At 46.3% G+C, this 16,290-nt stretch carries 14 protein-coding genes; 7 read left to right on the top strand and 7 right to left on the bottom strand.

From position 1 onward, the window contains the following. The first annotated feature begins 379 nt into the window (after nt 1-379). The 4 genes from QUB11_RS13090 to QUB11_RS13075 all read left to right on the top strand — a co-directional run bounded on the left by QUB11_RS13090 (nt 380) and on the right by QUB11_RS13075 (nt 4,119). Complete coding sequence (locus QUB11_RS13090) at nt 380-1,546, top strand: zinc-dependent alcohol dehydrogenase (protein WP_190742724.1); 1,167 nt, start codon at nt 380-382, stop codon at nt 1,544-1,546. A gap of 27 nt (nt 1,547-1,573) precedes the next feature. Continuing rightward, nucleotides 1,574-1,783, top strand: a complete 210-nt coding sequence (locus QUB11_RS13085) for an acetyltransferase (RefSeq protein WP_333205363.1) — start codon at nt 1,574-1,576, stop codon at nt 1,781-1,783. Between the two features lie 571 nt (nt 1,784-2,354). Then, a complete protein-coding gene (locus QUB11_RS13080; RefSeq protein WP_333205364.1) occupies nt 2,355-3,209 on the top strand; it encodes a manganese catalase family protein in 855 nt (284 codons plus the stop codon). Between the two features lie 229 nt (nt 3,210-3,438). Further along, a complete protein-coding gene (locus tag QUB11_RS13075) occupies nt 3,439-4,119 on the top strand; it encodes an HAD family hydrolase (protein ID WP_333205365.1) in 681 nt (226 codons plus the stop codon). Nucleotides 4,120-4,159: 40 nt separating this feature from the next. On the opposite strand, the gene QUB11_RS13070 is transcribed toward QUB11_RS13075, so the two are convergent. Next, complete coding sequence (locus tag QUB11_RS13070; protein WP_333205366.1) at nt 4,160-5,308, bottom strand: AAA family ATPase; 1,149 nt, start codon at nt 5,306-5,308, stop codon at nt 4,160-4,162. Between the two features lie 15 nt (nt 5,309-5,323). Continuing rightward, nucleotides 5,324-6,115 (bottom strand): RNA ligase family protein, encoded by a 792-nt coding sequence (locus tag QUB11_RS13065; RefSeq protein WP_333205367.1) that lies wholly within the window; start codon nt 6,113-6,115, stop codon nt 5,324-5,326. A 121-nt stretch (nt 6,116-6,236) separates the two neighbouring features. Here QUB11_RS13065 and QUB11_RS13060 point away from each other — a divergent pair, with 121 nt between their 5' ends. The 3 genes from QUB11_RS13060 to hpxZ all read left to right on the top strand — a co-directional run bounded on the left by QUB11_RS13060 (nt 6,237) and on the right by hpxZ (nt 8,389). Then, complete coding sequence (locus QUB11_RS13060) at nt 6,237-7,106, top strand: prohibitin family protein (RefSeq protein ID WP_333107544.1); 870 nt, start codon at nt 6,237-6,239, stop codon at nt 7,104-7,106. A gap of 236 nt (nt 7,107-7,342) precedes the next feature. Next, nucleotides 7,343-7,762, top strand: coding sequence for a peptidylprolyl isomerase (locus QUB11_RS13055; RefSeq protein WP_333107545.1), 420 nt, complete (start codon nt 7,343-7,345; stop codon nt 7,760-7,762). Between the two features lie 240 nt (nt 7,763-8,002). Next, complete coding sequence (gene hpxZ / locus QUB11_RS13050; protein ID WP_333390772.1) at nt 8,003-8,389, top strand: oxalurate catabolism protein HpxZ; 387 nt, start codon at nt 8,003-8,005, stop codon at nt 8,387-8,389. 278 nt (nt 8,390-8,667) lie between these two features. Here hpxZ and QUB11_RS13045 read toward each other — a convergent pair whose 3' ends face one another. The 5 genes from QUB11_RS13045 to QUB11_RS13025 form a co-directional block, all read right to left on the bottom strand. Next, the gene (locus tag QUB11_RS13045) at nt 8,668-9,792 is read right to left on the bottom strand and encodes a THUMP domain-containing protein (RefSeq protein WP_333390769.1); all 1,125 of its coding nucleotides are present in this window, start codon (nt 9,790-9,792) and stop codon (nt 8,668-8,670) included. A 419-nt stretch (nt 9,793-10,211) separates the two neighbouring features. Next, nucleotides 10,212-11,558, bottom strand: a complete 1,347-nt coding sequence (locus QUB11_RS13040; RefSeq protein ID WP_333390767.1) for a TldD/PmbA family protein — start codon at nt 11,556-11,558, stop codon at nt 10,212-10,214. A 146-nt stretch (nt 11,559-11,704) separates the two neighbouring features. Beyond that, on the bottom strand, nt 11,705-13,183 hold the full coding sequence (locus QUB11_RS13035) for a TldD/PmbA family protein (RefSeq protein WP_333390763.1): 1,479 nt from the start codon (nt 13,181-13,183) through the stop codon (nt 11,705-11,707). Between the two features lie 294 nt (nt 13,184-13,477). Further along, on the bottom strand, nt 13,478-14,782 hold the full coding sequence (locus QUB11_RS13030) for an aspartate aminotransferase family protein (protein WP_333390760.1): 1,305 nt from the start codon (nt 14,780-14,782) through the stop codon (nt 13,478-13,480). Between the two features lie 326 nt (nt 14,783-15,108). Continuing rightward, a complete protein-coding gene (locus QUB11_RS13025) occupies nt 15,109-16,146 on the bottom strand; it encodes an adenosine deaminase (protein ID WP_333390757.1) in 1,038 nt (345 codons plus the stop codon). Nucleotides 16,147-16,290: the final 144 nt, after the last annotated feature.

The following is a 16,290-nucleotide window of genomic DNA, read 5'->3' as shown; positions in this document are numbered from 1 at the left end:
AGTTTTTGTGAGATGAGAGCGCTCGCCGATCGACAAAAACAATCTCAGCTATGTAGTTGTTAGCTGTTATGGCAGAAGGAAGAAGCAAGGATTTCAGCAATTAAGAATGTTCTAACCGTCGGGTGCGGTTGCTATAACTGTTGGGGCTTAACAGAAGAATGTGAAATCTCCCGCACTTTAGCTGGGGGAGAAACTTTACATTTTTGTTATTGAAAACAGCCGGAAGATAGATTTGGAAATTATACCTTGGATAGAGATAAAGTATATTTTATATGCTTAGAATTAAAAAAATCCAAGTTACTAATTAATCGGCGTAGTAAGTTTAAGATTTACAATCAAAAATCTGCTAGCTAGTAGTTAACTAGAGGAGAACGAAATAATGAAAGCTCTTTGCTGGCACGGAGCAAATGATGTGCGAGTTGATAATGTACCAGACCCAACAATTATCAACCCGCGCGATGCAATAGTTAAAATCACGTCTACAGCAATCTGCGGCTCAGATTTGCACCTCTACGATGGCTTCATCCCGACAATGCAATCGGGCGACATCATGGGGCACGAATTCATGGGGGAAGTAGTCGAACTCGGCAGCCAAGTCAAGAACTTAAAAAAGGGCGATCGCGTCGTCATTCCTTTTACTATTTCTTGCGGCAGTTGCTTCTTTTGCAACCGCGATTTGTGGTCGCTGTGCGACAACTCCAACCCCAATGCTGGGCTGGCTGAAAAAATGTTCGGCCATTCGCCGGCGGGATTGTTTGGCTACTCGCATTTAACGGGCGGCTATGCAGGAGGTCAAGCAGAATACGCGCGGGTTCCGTTTGCAGATGTCGGCCCTTTAAAAATTCCCGACGGACTTTCGGACGAACAAGTATTGTTCCTCACCGATATCTTTCCTACCGGTTACATGGCGGCCGAAAACTGCGACATTCAGCCGGGGGATACGGTAGCAGTTTGGGGATGCGGGCCAGTCGGACAATTTGCGATCAGAAGCGCGTTTATGCTGGGGGCCGATCGAGTAATTGCGATCGACCGCGTACCGGAACGCTTGCAAATGGCGGCCGCGGCCAAAGCTGAAATCATCAACTACGAAGAAATGGACGCCGGGGAAGCCGTCACCGAAATGACGGGGGGACGCGGGCCCGACTCTTGCATCGACGCGGTGGGGATGGAAGCCCACGGCACCGGTCTCGACGCTTTGTACGACAAAGCTAAGCAAGCCGTGCGGTTGGAGAGCGATCGACCTACGGCCCTGCGACAAGTGATCCTCGCCTGTCGCAAGGGCGGCACAGTGTCAATTCCCGGCGTTTACGGCGGCTTTGTGGACAAAGTGCCATTAGGTGCAGCTTTCAACAAAGGCTTGACCATGAAAATGGGACAGACGCACGTTCACCGCTATTTGCGGCCTTTGCTCGATCGCGTTCAAAAAGGCGAAATTGACCCGTCATTCGTAATTACGCACCGAATGAAATTGGATGAAGCGCCCCACGCTTACGATATTTTCAAACAGAAAAAAGACAACTGCATCAAAGTTGTCCTCAAACCCTAACTCGCATTTACCCTTCACGGAGAAACTATGCTTTTACAAGAAAAAGAATCAGGCGACTTGATTGAAATTCTCGATGTAGATGCTTTAATCAGCCCTACAAAACAAGAAGTGCCGGGAAAAAATCAAGCTGGTCAGGAAGAGCAAGAGACAGCAACTTTTGCAAAAAGCAAATTAGTGTTTCCTTCCGGTGAAACTCTGCCGCGCTGTTGGACTGAGGAAAATTATCAAACTAGCTGATTCAACACATTCCCCCTAGTCCCCCTCGTTAAGGGCGGGACACGGCACATACCATAGATGTTAACTTAAGGTAAGACCCAGCCAGAGATTGCTGTTTGACCATTAAATCTAGATCCCCCCTAGCCCCCCTTCTTAAGGGGGGAACAAGAGTCTTCTCAAAGTCAACCCCTACTCCCCAACAATCAGGGGGATTTAGGGGGATCTAGACTTAGCGTAAAAACGAGATTTCTCAGGGGTTTCAGTCTTAAGTTGACACGAAGAAGGGCACATAGCTGTCAGCTAAACCAGAAAAACCGCTCTCCCAAAGGGGTTAAAACCTCTGCAGGAGGGGGGTTTTGACGTGTTTTTTGAGGCCCGGAGGACACGGCGCCGTGTTTGTTTAAATAGAATGTACGATCGACAAAATTTAATAGAGTCTTTAGTTCGCGGGCGGGAGAAACCGCATTAAACTAAAGTGATAAAGATAACCGGATTTGATTTAATTTCTTTATGACTAAAAGCTGATTCCCTCCCTCACGGGCAGCGTTAAAACTAATGAAAGTTAATCAAACAACCCTGGGAGGAATTCCCCATGTTTTACCATAAGAAGCCACTACAGTATTACAAAAGACCAGAAAAGCCAGATGCCGTTTACGCCAAGCAAATTCAAGAACTAATTGGCGGTACATTTGGCGAAATGACTGTGATGATGCAGTACCTATTTCAAGGTTGGAACTGCCGAGGCCCAGCCAAATATCGCGATATGCTGCTTGATGTCGGTACAGAAGAAATCGGGCATATCGAGATGTTAGCAACTATGATTGCTCACTTGTTAGATAAAGCTCCTGTATCTATGCAAGAAGAAGGTTTCAAGGATGCTGTGGTGGGTGCTGTGATGGGTGGAAACAGCCCGCGAGATACGATCATCGGCAGCATGAATCCGCAGCACGCAATTGTATCGGGTTTGGGCGCACTTCCTAGCGACAGCGTAGGGTATCCCTGGAACGGCCGTTTTATCGTTGCTAGTGGCAATCTTTTAGCAGATTTTCGCTCTAATTTGCACGCCGAATCGCAAGGAAGATTGCAGGCTGTGCGGCTGTATGAAATGTCAGACGATGCGGGCGTGAAAGACACCCTGAGTTTTATGATTGCCCGCGACACGATGCACCAAAATTTGTGGCTGGCGGCGATCGAAGATTTAGAAAGTTCGGGAATGGAAACAACCCCCGTTCCGAGTTCCTTCCCGCAGGAGTTGGAAAAGTCAGAATTTGCTTATCAGTTTTGGAATCATTCTGAAGGTTCCGAAAGTAGCGAGGGACGCTGGGCGAAAGGCAAATCAATGGACGGCAAAGGCGAGTTTGAATATGTAGCCAATCCCCAACCGTTAGGGCCAGAACCAGTACCGCCGCCGCCCGAACCAAAATTGCACGGCACTGGCATGAAATAGCCACTCAAAAAGTTAATAGTAAGGTTTGCATTCCCCTATTGACTAATTAAGTAATTCAGGAATAAACTCCTTATTACTAAGCTCAAAAAAAACTAAAGTTCTTACTACTAACCACAGGTGCGTCGTAAGAACTTTACTCGCTGATTGGCTAATTAATTAGTTAACAACTGAAGTGCTTACTACAAACCAGGTTTTGACAATAAGTCTAATAACTAACAACAAATAAGTTATGCAATTGCAAGCAGTAATTCTCGATATTGACGGTACTCTGACGCTCAGCAATGACGCCCACGCTCAAGCTTGGGTAGAGGCATTTGCCGCTTACGGCTACGAGGTGCAGTTCGAGAAAGTTCGCCCGCTAATTGGCATGGGAGGCGACAAAGTTATACCCAAAATGGTATCAGGACTTTCCGACGAAGCAGGCGACGGGAAAAAGATTGCACAGCGGCGCAAAGAACTGATTATTAACCGCTTTTCTCCCGAACTTTCTCCAACCCCTGGTTCCCGGGATTTGCTGTTAAAAATGCAGCAAGAAGGATTGCGGCTAATTATTGCTACTTCAGCTACCACTGAAGAACTTTCCGGTTTGCTGAAAGCTGCACAAGTTGAGGATTTATTGGATCAAGCCACGACATCGAGTGATGCGGAAGCTTCTAAACCGGAACCGGATATTGTGGAAGCTGCTTTGAGCAAATTGCAGATGGAAGCGAGTCAGACTGTGATGTTAGCTGATACTCCTTACGATATCGAAGCTGCGGGCAAGTGCGGGGTGCCAGTAATTGCTTTTCGGTGCGGAGGTTTCGATGATGCTTCGCTGGCAAATGCTGCGGCAATTTACGATCACCCTGCTGATTTGTTGGCGCATTATGACGATTCTCTTTTAGGGAAAAAGGAATTGGTAGCGCGTTGAAGTAAGATGGCTAACTGGGGCGCATCGCCCCTCAAGTAACCTAATCGGTTACGATCCGATCAACTTGATGCGCTTCTGTGATGTCTGGAATATCCAGCCGCGCAGCTAATTTGCGAATGACTGATTCTGGTACTGTTGCTGTGCGCGATCGATTCTGCTGCAATATTTCTTCTAGAGGTACTTCTAGATAAACAATGCGAATGCGCGCTTGGTAAGCAGCAAAAAAATTAATTAATTGCTGCCGCATTTGTTTAGTGGTATTCGTGGCGTTCCACACAAAAGAGCGCCCGTCATTCATGTATTCGCGTGCTCTTTTTTTGGCGGCTGTGACCACATTTCCAGGGGTTTCGTCGGGAGGGAGATTCATCTCTTTTCGCAGTGCATCCAGCGAGATTAATGGAAAATCTGGGAGATTTTTCCGAATCCAATAATCTTTACCGCTTCCTGGCAAGCCAGACATCAAAATTACTTCGCATTTAGTATCGTCAAATGCTTCGTAATCCGGGTTGCCGTTGTCTTTGCGGAAGTAGATAAATCGGCTGTGTGCTGATGGGAATTGTCGGGGAGAATCCCAACAATTATTTTCTTGACAAAACTCCCGAAATAGTTCTATTTTATCGAGCAATTCTTGTTTGTCGGCGCAGTGGCGGCCGCGCACGTCTGCTTCGGCTAAAAGTGCGAGGAAATCGCAGCGGACAACTTGACTAACTTTAATTACAGACTGCTGCGGGTTGGGTTTGTCGATTAACCAGATGGGTAAACTGCCGAATTGGACGATCGCCACCACTGTTTCGCGAATCTCAAACTGCACAGGCGGCTCGAATTGAGATAAAATTTGTCTGACCATTCTCGCACCTTGGCGGGCGTGACCTTTTGAGCTAATTCTGCCGTCTGCTTCTATTTTTGTAAAGGCTGGTTTGGCGACATCGTGCAGCAAAGCGGCCGCAAAAAGTATCGATCGTTCTTTTTCGGGAAGTTGCCGCCAATTTGGGGATGAGATTAAGGCTTCGCAGACCATTTTGGTGTGAATAAAAACATCTCCTTCGGCGTGGTAAATCGGGTCTTGCTGACATCCTTTAAGGCTGTCAATCCAGTCGAAATGATTTTGAATACCCTCCCAATCCAGGAACCAATCGGGCGGTTGGGGACAAAAGGGAAAAGTCCAAGTTGGCGATAACAGTGCCGTCATAAATTCACCTGCGGGTTAACTAAAATTAAATAAATCTGCGCCGGGACGCAGAATATTGGGTATGATTGGGCGATTTAGCCAATGTCCTTCGGCATTTTTAATAGCTGTCAAAAAACTGGCACGCACGTATTTGTAACGCGCTTTTACTATGCCATATTCTTCGATTTTAATGTACAGACCTTCCATAATCTCGCTCTTGTCAGTCTCTTTCAAACATCGTTCTTCATCTAATCCCAATTCCCCGCAGTACAAACGCAAGCGTTCCAAATGTCCGGGTTGAATAAAATTAGACTTTGCCATAAACTGCATCATTTGCTTGGGAGATTTCAGCACTCCAGAAAACAGCACGGGAACGGACACTAACGGCAGTCCGTTTAACAACTTGCGGCGCGATTCTGTACTCAGAAATTGACTGGTTTCTAAGTCGAGCACGTCGTATTCCATAAAATAGTGCGGCAAAAAATCATAAAAGACAGTGTGTTTGGCATAAAGCCATTCGCCGTAAAGAATGTAGCGATTTCCCAGCACTTCTCCCAGGGTTCCGCTAAGACTGAAAGCCCACTGTTTGAATAAGTTAAAATGTTTTTCCCTCGGCCCGCCGGTGAGATAGTGGCCGCGACTTTGCAGCAGCATTTGTCCATCTGGTGCGAAGCTGATGCCTGTATTAGCGCCGTCTACCTTTTCTTCTATAATTAGAGGGCGATCGCTCAAAACGCTAAATGGCACGCTGTCGAGGTCTTCATCACCCGGTTGGAAACGCGAACCTTCGATGTGATAAGTTCTAGGATATTTAACAATTTTGCTCATCAGCCAATCCATTTTAGATTTGAGAGGCGACCCATCCATTTGAGATTTGAGATTTGAGACTTGAGAGGCGACCGAATCTATTTAACCATTATAATGGAATAATCACAAAGGAGCGTGTATTTTGAAAAGTCAAAGTTTCCAGAGCATATCATCAGCAATCGCAGGGATTCTATTAGTAGGCGCGCTACTCATCGGTTTAAACTCTTTTGTCGTCATCAATCCAGGCGAAGCAGGGGTGGTTAGCGTTTTAGGAAAAGCCACAGATGGAGCATTGTTAGAGGGGTTTCACCTCAGACCCCCGCTAATATCCAAGGTAGATGTGTACGATGTAACAGTGCAAAAGTTTGAAGTTCCCGCCCAGAGTGCTACTAAAGACCTTCAGGATTTAAATGCTAGTTTTGCGATTAACTTTCGCCTCGATCCTGCGAGAATAGTTGATGTCCGAAGGACTCAAGGAACATTGGAGAATATAGTCTCAAAAATTATTGCTCCTCAGACGCAAGAAGCATTTAAAACAGCCGCTGCACTGAGAACCGCCGAACAATCTATTACTCAAAGAAGTGAACTGAAGCGAGACTTTGATACTGCGCTGAAGGAAAGGCTATCAAAGTATGATGTAATCGTGCTCGATACGAGTGTGGTTAACATTCGATTCTCCACAGATTTTGCAAAAGCGGTTGAGGAGAAACAGGTTGCTGAACAGCGGGCGCAAAGAGCTGTTTATGTGGCTCAGGAAGCAGAACAACAGGCTCAAGCTGACATTAACCGCGCTCAAGGTAGGGCAGAAGCTCAAAGGCTATTGGCTGAAACTTTGAAGGCTCAAGGCGGCGACTTAGTTCTGCAAAAAGAGGCGATCGAAGCTTGGAGAAGCGGCGGCGCTCAGATGCCAAAAGTGCTGGTTATGGGCGCAGGATCGAGTCGGGTTCCTTTCATTTTTAATATGAACGATATTCAGGAAGAACCCGATCGCCCGCAAGTGACCAACAATTAAAATATGGCTGAGGGTAACAAACCCGGTGTCTCAGAAAATATTGGCTTTGCTAACCACAAATCTCGGAATAAACCGGGTTTCCTCAGAAAGCGCACATAAGTCCTATGAGAGTTACCGGAATATGCTACACTGCTGAAAGCCACAATATAACGACAGTTTGAAACCTGTCGTTATAAAAGCGAAGTCCGCAATTAACACGCAGGCAACACACTCATTTTAGGAAGCAAGGAAAAATCATGACCCGCGCTATTATGGAAACAGACAAAGGCACAATCAATTTGAAATTGTTCGATGCGGATGCGCCTAACACAGTGAAGAATTTTGTTGACTTGGCGGAAAAAGGTTTTTACGATGGATTGGCTTTTCACCGAGTCATTCCTAACTTTATGATTCAAGGTGGCTGTCCAAAAGGCAATGGAACTGGCGGCCCCGGCTACAAAATCAAGTGTGAAATCAACTCGAACAAACATGAGGCAGGAACTTTATCGATGGCTCACGCAGGTAAAGATACGGGTGGTAGCCAATTCTTTATTTGCCATTCTCCCCAGTCTCATCTAGATGGAGTTCACACAACTTTTGGCAAAACTGAGGATATGTCTGTCGTCAATGCTATCCGCCAAGGTGACAAGATTATTTCGCTCAAAATTGAGCATTAATTTTCTCTAATTAGTGGCGTTTGCAATAAGGAATTTAGTCCTTATTGCAAACAAAACCTGTGAAACTTAAGAGTTTTAAAATCTACAATTTATAACCAATAATTTCTTGATAGTACCAGCCCCCGGATTTATCCGTGGAATCAATCCCAAATCCCAAATCATTGCATCCTCAAGCCCCCCGATTTATCCGTGGTGTCAATTCTTCAATTCTTCAATCTAAAATCTAAAATCTAAAATCGAATGACTGTTATCAATGATTCTGCTGTGGTGGCTGAGTTAACTGAACTATATTTAAAATACGAAAAAGCTCTTTGTACGAATGATATTGAAACTCTCGATAATTTGTTCTGGGATGCGCCGGAAGTCGTGCGGTTTGGGGTGACGGAGAACCTCTACGGGAGCGATGAGGTGAGGGCTTTTCGCAAAGGGCGATCGCCTGTAAATGTCGATCGAGAAATGTTCAACCTCAAAGTCGTGACTTTCGATGCAGACACGGCCGCTGTGACGCTGGAATTTCGCCGTGTAATGGATGGAGTGGTGCGGCTGGGGCGGCAAAGTCAGATGTGGCGCAAGTTTCCTCAAGGGTGGAAGATTGTTTCCGCTCACGTTTCTTTGTTGTCGGTGTAAATGTTATGTCATTTCCCTTGAATTGCCCGTAATGAAATTCTGTCGATCGGGCTGGGCGGGTTTATAGATATTATGGATGTGAATTACAGATTATTTGTGAAACCCGCCCCTACAAGTATTGTGGTTAATTTACCTGACCGGATATTAAAGGTAAGAAAACAATATATTCAAATGTAAAATTAGTATTTTAATTTGATGATTGTTGAGCCATTCAATTCGGCATCTCTTCTTTTTTTCCTTTACTATTAGTACCTCTGATTTTTTACCGCTTCCCTCCCCTAATACAGTTCATATTTGAGCAAAGTACACGGAATCGATCCATTATAAACAGGAATCCGGCGCGATGTCCTGAGTCCCACCTTTTTACCCAACTCCTTATTCCCAGTCAAAATAAAGGCATTCCAACCTTTAAAACGATTCTTGAAAATATCCCCCAACATCTTGTACAAATCTCCTAATTCGCTAGCATCTCCCAGGCGCTCTCCGTAGGGAGGATTGCAAATCAGAACGCCTCTGTCTGCGGGTGCTTCCAACTGAGATAACTCGGTTTGAGCAAACTGAATCTTACCGGAAATACCAGCTTGCTGGGCGTTGGTGCGAGCTTGAGTTAACATATCGGAATCGCGATCGCACCCTGCAATCACCTCTTTAAGTTCCGGTAACTCACTATTTTCAGCTTCTGCCCACAATTTATCCCACAAAGGTTCGTCAAAATCCCGCCAACTCATAAATCCAAACTTTTCTCGAAACAATCCCGGTGCAATATTCAAGCCCTTTAAAGTCGCTTCCAAAGGCAAAGTTCCCGAACCGCACATCGGGTCTAAAAACGGCAAATCTGGCGTCCATTCTGCCATCTCCAACAAAGCCGCAGCTAGGGTTTCTTTGAGGGGAGCAAGCCCCATCGCCGGTCGATATCCCCGGCGGTGCAAACTGCCGCCAGAACTGTCTAAACTTAAAATAGCTCTATCTTGATGAATGTGAATGTTAATTTGCAAATCGGGATGCTCTACATCGACATTAGAACGCTTGTTAAATTGAAGGCGCTGTTGGTCGGCGATCGCATTTTTGACCTGCAAAGCTGTAAAGTGAGTGTGGTTCAAGTTTTCGTTGCCACCGGTGCAGTTTACTGCTAAAGTATTGTCGGGATATAAGTATTCGTCCCAAGGGATTTTTTGCACTTCGCGGTAGAGCATATCCGAGTTGTAACACCGGAATTCGGCGATCGGCATTAGCACTCGAAAAATTGTTCTCGACCAAAGATTGACGCGGTACAATAAAGCCCGATCGCCCGCAAAGTAAACCCCTGTAAAATCTGGCTTGACATCCTGAGCCCCTAAACGTTCTAATTCTTGGGCGGCAATTGTTTCTAAACCGCGCGCAACTGTAGCAAAATATTGATTCATTGATAATTGGGAATTGGGAATTGGGAATTGGGAATTGTTACTAACAACAGACACCAGACTGATGACTATAATAGCTGGTTTTAATCCTAACTATCAAAATAAATACTCTGCCTTCACGATAAATCACTCGCATTAATCTGGGTGGGGGCGGGTTTGAGAGATTGTTCTTTGTTGGCTGTGATTGTTTGTGAAACCCGCCCCTACAGATTGTTAGAAATGTGCGAGTCACAAACTGTCAGTGGGGGCGGGTTTGAGAGATTGTTCTTTGTTGGCTGTGATTGTTTGTGAAACCCGCCCCTACAGATTGTTAAAAATGTGTGACTCACAATCTGTCAGTGGGGGCGGGTTTGAGAGATTGTTCTTTGTTGGCTGTAATTGTTTGTGAAACCCGCCCCTACAGATTGTTAGAAATGTGTGAGTCACAAACTGTCAGTAATACTGGTGAAATTAAAAGCTTTCACGCGCACTCCGGGTACGACACTACCGCCGTAACGCTTCACCGTACTAACTGCATCCACATCGCGCAACATATCAGGTAAAACTTGATTGAAACGCAGGTTTTTAATCGGGTAAGCAATTTTGCCATCCTCAATCAAAAAAGTACCGTCGCGAGTCATTCCCGTTACTTCCAATGTTTTCGGATTAACGTAGCGCACGTACCAAGCTCGACTGACGAAAATTCCTCGCTCGGTTTGAGCAATTAAATCGGCTAAACTTTGGTCGGAACCTGTCATCACGATCGGGTAATAAGCACCTTTTGCCTCTTTGCCTTTTTGTTCTGCCCAGTAGCGGGAATAAGACAAACTTTGAGGGACGCCATCTTTGATGATTTCCAAATAGTTATTGCTCAATCCGTCGCCGAAAAAAGTATTCGATCGCAACAAAGGATGAGCCGGATCGCGCTGCACTTGCACTAACGGGCTAAAAAGTTGTTCCCCCGCGCGGTTTCCCGCTGGTTTTCCCTCTGCATCGGCGATCGACATAAACGATCGCCCCTCATCCGCCGCCCTCGCATCCAGCCCCCAAATCACCCACGGTAGCAAGCCCGCAAAAGCAGCGCCGTCAAAGATTACCGGATAAACGCCGGGAGTGATGGGGCGCGGGTTGCGGGATGCGATCGCCCGATCGAGCACTTGTTCTGCTAATTGGGCGATCGGCAATTCGTTGATACTCCAAGCAGTGCTCTTCGCCCAACTAGAACCGTCTTCAACGCGAGCAGTAAAGCTGAAATCCGCATCTGTAGAATGGTTGCAGGCGCGGAGTCCGGTTGACGAGGCGATCGCGTACAGCGACGCCTCAGTGCTCAAAGTACCCGAACCATGAGCGCCCCCCTGGGAGGATCTCGCGCACGCTTGCTGCACCATTTCGGCCCGTGCTAGAGGCGATACAGTTGCCGTTGCTGCGTCGAATGCGGGCGATCGCAAATCGTAGGTTTGAGGCGGCAGCAGCGGCATCCATTCGGGGTCTGCCGGCGCAATTCTGGCCAATTCTTCCGATCGCTTGACTGCGGAGGCGATCGCATCTTCATCAAATTCTGTAACAGCAGCAGAGGCGCTTTTGTTACCGAAATAGCTAGTAATGCTCAGGCTAAATACAGTTTTGCTGATATTTTGGCTGATTTGGTTTTCCGAGAATCTCGAAAGAGATTCTTCGCCAGTAGAGAGACTTACAAATACTTCCTCTGCTTTGGATAATTTGACTGCTTTTTCTACTACCGATAAGGCTTGGTCTTCACTTAAACTTGCGGGCGATGTTGTTACAATCATGATTAGTAATTAGGCATTGGGAATTTGGCATTGCGAATTGGGTATTGCGAATTGGGCATTGCAAATTGGACATTGGGCCTTGGGCATTGTTAGCAATTAACTAATAACTAATAACCGATGCCCCATGCCCCATGCCCCATGCCCTATTACCCAATTTGAATATCCCTCACTCGCACCGGCACACAAGCGTGAGTCATCTGAGCAACCTGCATCGGCTCGCCCTTTCCGCATATATTAGTACCGCACTGAACCAGCTCCGAAGTCGGCCCGATCGCATCTATTTGATTCCAGAAATCAGTAGTCATCGCCTGATAAGTTACATCCTTCAACATACCGACAACTTTACCTTTTTCCACCTTCCAAAAAGCATCGCCGCCGAATTGAAAATTGCGCCGCTGCTGGTCAATCGAATAACTACCCATACCGTCGATTAAAATCCCGTCTTCCGTATCAGCAATCATCTCGGCCAAAGTAGCAGTATGGCTGCCGCCATCCGGGCCCGGCTCCAATCCCAAATTGGGAATTCTCACCATCGGCACGCTAGACCAACTGTCAGCGTAAGCAGAACCGTTGCTGCTGGCACGTCCGAGGCGATAAGCCGTCTCTCTGTCAGTGAGATAATCAACTAAAATTCCATCCTTGACAACGTACCACTCTTGTGATTTTACGCCCTCATCATCGTAACCCATTGTACCGCGGCCACCTGGTTGAGTGCGATCGCACTTAAAATTCACCCAAGGTGCAGCGTATTGCAGTTTATTTAACTTATCAGTAGTAGCAAAGCTAGTGCCAGCAAAATTAGATTCGTAGCCGTAAACCCGGTCTAATTCAGTTGGATGACCGACAGATTCGTGGATTGTCAAAAACAAATTTGTCGGCTTAAGAATCAGGGATTTGCAAATACCAGCCGGGACTGTGGGAGCGCTGACTTTCTCAATAGCTTCGGCGGCAACTCTTTCGACTTGACTCAACAAATCATCGGGATTAATATGTTCGTAACCGATATTCAGCGGCGGGCGTTCGTAACTGCGACTTTGGGCATCGCCGCCCGCAATTGCCGTACAGTCAAAACCCGGATAGCTGCGGTAGATTGTTTGTTCGATTAGCGAGCCTTCTGTAGAAGCAAAAACCTTGTCTTCGCGGCTGGACTGCAAAAAAGAAGAAGCTTTTTTGATGCCTTGTGCGCCGTGTGCTAGCAGCTTCTCGTTGATAGTTAGCAACAGTTCAGCTTTCTCAGCAACGGGTACAGAAAAAGGGTCAATGGCGATGGGAGTAATGTAGGTATCGACATATTTTTCGACAGGCACCAACCGCACCGGTTCCTTTTGAGTTAATCGGCTGCCTTTCGCGATTTCTACAGCCAAAGCGACTATTCTTGCAACCTCTGCGGGTGTTTTGCTGTGACTGGCGGCAAACCCCCAAGCGCCGTCTAGAAGCACTCGCACGCCAAAACCGGAACTTACATTATCTGACAGTTGACTTAAAGATCGATCGCGCGCGTAAAGATTCTGCCTTCGGTAACTGCAAAAACGCACATCACCGTACTCGCAACCTGTTTTCCGAATCAAATCTACAGCCAAATTTGCTAACTCGTTAGCAGAGATTTTTGCAGTTAATTGCACCATAGTTATTCGTCATTCGTCGTTAGTTGTTAATTATTATAACATATTGGAATAAACCGCGAAGATGCGAAGAGCGCGAAGGAAGGAAATAGAGAGGTCTTTCTCATATCGTTTACGGTTTTTTCGGAATGATTAAACCGCAGAAGCCGCAGAGACCGCAGAGGAAGAAAAGAGAGAGATAAATAATTCCGATGACAACGAATTTGATGTCATTTCTAAGTAGAGTTTTTACCTAAAAACATCTTCTTCTTTCTCTTCCTTCTTCGCGTCCTTCGCGTCTTCGCGGTTCGTTAAATCCTACTCCATCTCCTGCAAAACCCCTGTCAAAATTTCCACAATGCGATCGATATGTTCCTTCTCAATAATCAGCGGTGGCGACAAAGCAATAATATCACCCGTAGTCCGAATCAGCAACCCTTTTTCATAGCACTGCAAGAAACAATCAAAGGCCCGTTTCCCCGGCTTCCCAGCAATAGATTCCAACTCAATACCTGCCACCAGTCCCAGATTCCGAACATCAATTACGTGCCGCACCCCCTTCAAAGAATGCACCGCATCTTCCCAGTAACCGGCCATCTTATCGGCCCGTTCAAATAACCTTTCTTCCTCATAAATATCCAGCGTCGCCAAAGCAGCCGCACAAGCCACAGGATGACCAGAATAAGTATAACCATGAAAAAGCTCGATCGCATTTTCAGGAGCATTCATAAAAGCATCATAAATGCCTTCTTTCACAAACACCGCCCCCATCGGCACCGTACCGTTAGTTATCCCTTTCGCCGCCGTCACAATATCGGGAACCACCCCAAAATATTCCGTAGCAAAACTAGAGCCTAGCCGCCCGAATCCGGTAATAACCTCATCAAAAATTAGCAGGATTCCATATTTGTCGCAAATCGCCCGCAGCCGCTCCAAGTAACCTTTCGGCGGAATCAAAACACCCGTAGAACCAGCCACCGGTTCCACAATTACCGCTGCAATATTAGACGCATCGTGCAAAGCGACAATCCGCTCCAATTCATCCGCCAAATGCGCTCCCCATTCCGGTTGTTTGCGGCTGAAAGCATTGTGTTCGAGATTGTGAGTGTGAGGCAAATGATCGACTCCCGTTAGCAAACTGCCAAAAAACTTGCGGTTTGTACCGATACCCCCGACAGAAATTCCCCCAAAACCAACGCCGTGATAGCCACGTTCCCTACCGATTAATCGTTGGCGAGTTCCTTCACCTTTCACCCGGTGATAAGCAATCGCAATTTTCAAAGCAGTTTCTACTGATTCCGAACCCGAATTAGTAAAGAAAACGCGATCGAAATTGCCCGGAATCATCTTTACCAAACGTTCCGCCAATTCAAAAGCACCCGGATGTCCCATCTGAAAAGCCGGGGAGTAATCCAAACGCAAAACCTGCTGTTTAACTGCTTCGGCAATTGTCTCGCGCGCGTGTCCTGCATTCACGCACCACAGCCCCGCAGTACCATCTAAAATTGAGCGGTTATCATCGCTTGTAAAGTGCATATCTTTGGCAGAAACCAACATTCGCGGATTCGCTTTAAACTGTCGGTTGGCGGTGAACGGCATCCAGTAAGCGTCCATATTTGTCATGTTTTTTTATCCTTTTATATTGATGCTTCTGCATCCAAACTATAACTTGCTACCGATTGCCGATCGCCAGACGCTTATTATAATTTTACAAAACACCTCTATCCCTCTTTCTATCTTTTCTATCTCCTCTGCGCCCTCTGCGTCCTCTGCGGTTAGTAAAAAAAATATCATTCACAAATGAAATAAAATCACCGCCACAATCCTAAATCTTGGCGATGGCTTTCCTAGCGGCAGAGATATCAGATTAAAAACCCGGTTCATTAATTAACATAAAAAACCGGGTTTTTAAGGAACATTAAAACTTGATGTTTAATGACAAAAACTAGCTAATTCACGATCGCCCCCACAGACTCATGCTGCAACAAACCAGTCAGCATTTGGGCCGGTTGCTCTCCGTAGGGCCAGGCGAAAGCATGGCGGAAAGCTGCATTTTGACACGCTTGCAACTGCCGAAAATCAATGATATCCAAAGTTAACAAATTCTCGTACTCGAAAGGCAATCGCACGTTGTGCAATCCCGCGTTGTCGGTACAAATGGCAATATCGACACCAGCTTCAAAACATCGATCGAACACAACCTTCAATTCGCGCATATCCTGCAACGTCCCCGTTTTGAGATAGGTAGTCGGGCAAACTTCCAAGCATTGACCCCTGCGCGCGACTTCTGGCAGCAGTTCGGGATATTTTAACGGAATTTGAATCCCGTGGCCGATCCGCATCAGATAGGGCAGAAGTTCGGGATAACAGCCAGAGGTAGTTTCGTAGAGGTGGCCGGTAGTTTTGATGCCGATCGACCTCGCGTACTGGTACAATCCGACAAACTCCTCTAAACGCTCGCCTATACAATCATCGCCGCCAGCTATATCGATCGCACAAACATATTCTCCCATCCCGGCCGCCAAATCTACGATCGCCCGATTCACTTCATAAGGCAAACGCGAGTGCATACACAAAATTTGGCTAGTAACAATCGGACAATCGCTAATTTGACTTGCCTTGCCCACAACCTTTACAATTTCTGCCATCAAATCTATGCGTTCTGACTGATTCAAATGTTCTGGAGTCCGCAAATAAGGCGTATAGCGCAACTCCAAATAAGCCAGATTTTCAAACACGTAAGCGCCCCGCATCAACCGATAGATGAAATAAGGCAACGTCTCAACAGTTTGAACGCTTTCTACCAGCGTGTGCAGTTCCAAATACTCATTGAGAGTATTGCGCGGACGAGTGTAAAACTCCTCAAACTCCGAGTATTCTTGAAATCGATTAACCATCTCAGCATTGTGGCGATCGAAATACCGCCACAGCACCCTAGGAACGACAGAACCACCCAGATGGCGGTGCAACTCAGCGTGTAAAGTCATGCGATTTTAGATTTTAGATTTTAGATTTTAGATTGAAAGAATTGAAGGATTGAAGAATTGAAGGATTGAAGAATTGAAGGATTGAAGAATTTGTAATTTAGTCCTATACGCATCAGTGGTCAGAAACCGGGTTTTCCCAAATAC

Source organism: Microcoleus sp. B6-A1 (genome assembly GCF_036705085.1).
Taxonomy (GTDB): Bacteria; Cyanobacteriota; Cyanobacteriia; order Cyanobacteriales; family Microcoleaceae; genus Microcoleus.
The sequence above is the reverse complement of the archived record's forward strand: the minus strand, read 5'-3'. Positions and strand labels throughout refer to the sequence as shown.

What these genes read in the sequence shown, in the direction of transcription:
- QUB11_RS13090 (WP_190742724.1), top strand. Translation starts at nt 380, where the DNA reads ATGAAAGCTCTTTGCTGGCACGGAGCAAATGATGTGCGAGTTGATAAT.
- QUB11_RS13080 (WP_333205364.1), top strand. Translation starts at nt 2,355, where the DNA reads ATGTTTTACCATAAGAAGCCACTACAGTATTACAAAAGACCAGAAAAG.
- QUB11_RS13075 (WP_333205365.1), top strand. Translation starts at nt 3,439, where the DNA reads ATGCAATTGCAAGCAGTAATTCTCGATATTGACGGTACTCTGACGCTC.
- QUB11_RS13055 (WP_333107545.1), top strand. Translation starts at nt 7,343, where the DNA reads ATGACCCGCGCTATTATGGAAACAGACAAAGGCACAATCAATTTGAAA.
- hpxZ (WP_333390772.1), top strand. Translation starts at nt 8,003, where the DNA reads ATGACTGTTATCAATGATTCTGCTGTGGTGGCTGAGTTAACTGAACTA.
- QUB11_RS13065 (WP_333205367.1), bottom strand. Translation starts at nt 6,115, where the DNA reads ATGAGCAAAATTGTTAAATATCCTAGAACTTATCACATCGAAGGTTCG.
- QUB11_RS13040 (WP_333390767.1), bottom strand. Translation starts at nt 11,558, where the DNA reads ATGATTGTAACAACATCGCCCGCAAGTTTAAGTGAAGACCAAGCCTTA.
- QUB11_RS13035 (WP_333390763.1), bottom strand. Translation starts at nt 13,183, where the DNA reads ATGGTGCAATTAACTGCAAAAATCTCTGCTAACGAGTTAGCAAATTTG.
- QUB11_RS13045 (WP_333390769.1), bottom strand. Translation starts at nt 9,792, where the DNA reads ATGAATCAATATTTTGCTACAGTTGCGCGCGGTTTAGAAACAATTGCC.
- QUB11_RS13070 (WP_333205366.1), bottom strand. Translation starts at nt 5,308, where the DNA reads ATGACGGCACTGTTATCGCCAACTTGGACTTTTCCCTTTTGTCCCCAA.
- QUB11_RS13025 (WP_333390757.1), bottom strand. Translation starts at nt 16,146, where the DNA reads ATGACTTTACACGCTGAGTTGCACCGCCATCTGGGTGGTTCTGTCGTT.
- QUB11_RS13085 (WP_333205363.1), top strand. Translation starts at nt 1,574, where the DNA reads ATGCTTTTACAAGAAAAAGAATCAGGCGACTTGATTGAAATTCTCGAT.
- QUB11_RS13030 (WP_333390760.1), bottom strand. Translation starts at nt 14,782, where the DNA reads ATGACAAATATGGACGCTTACTGGATGCCGTTCACCGCCAACCGACAG.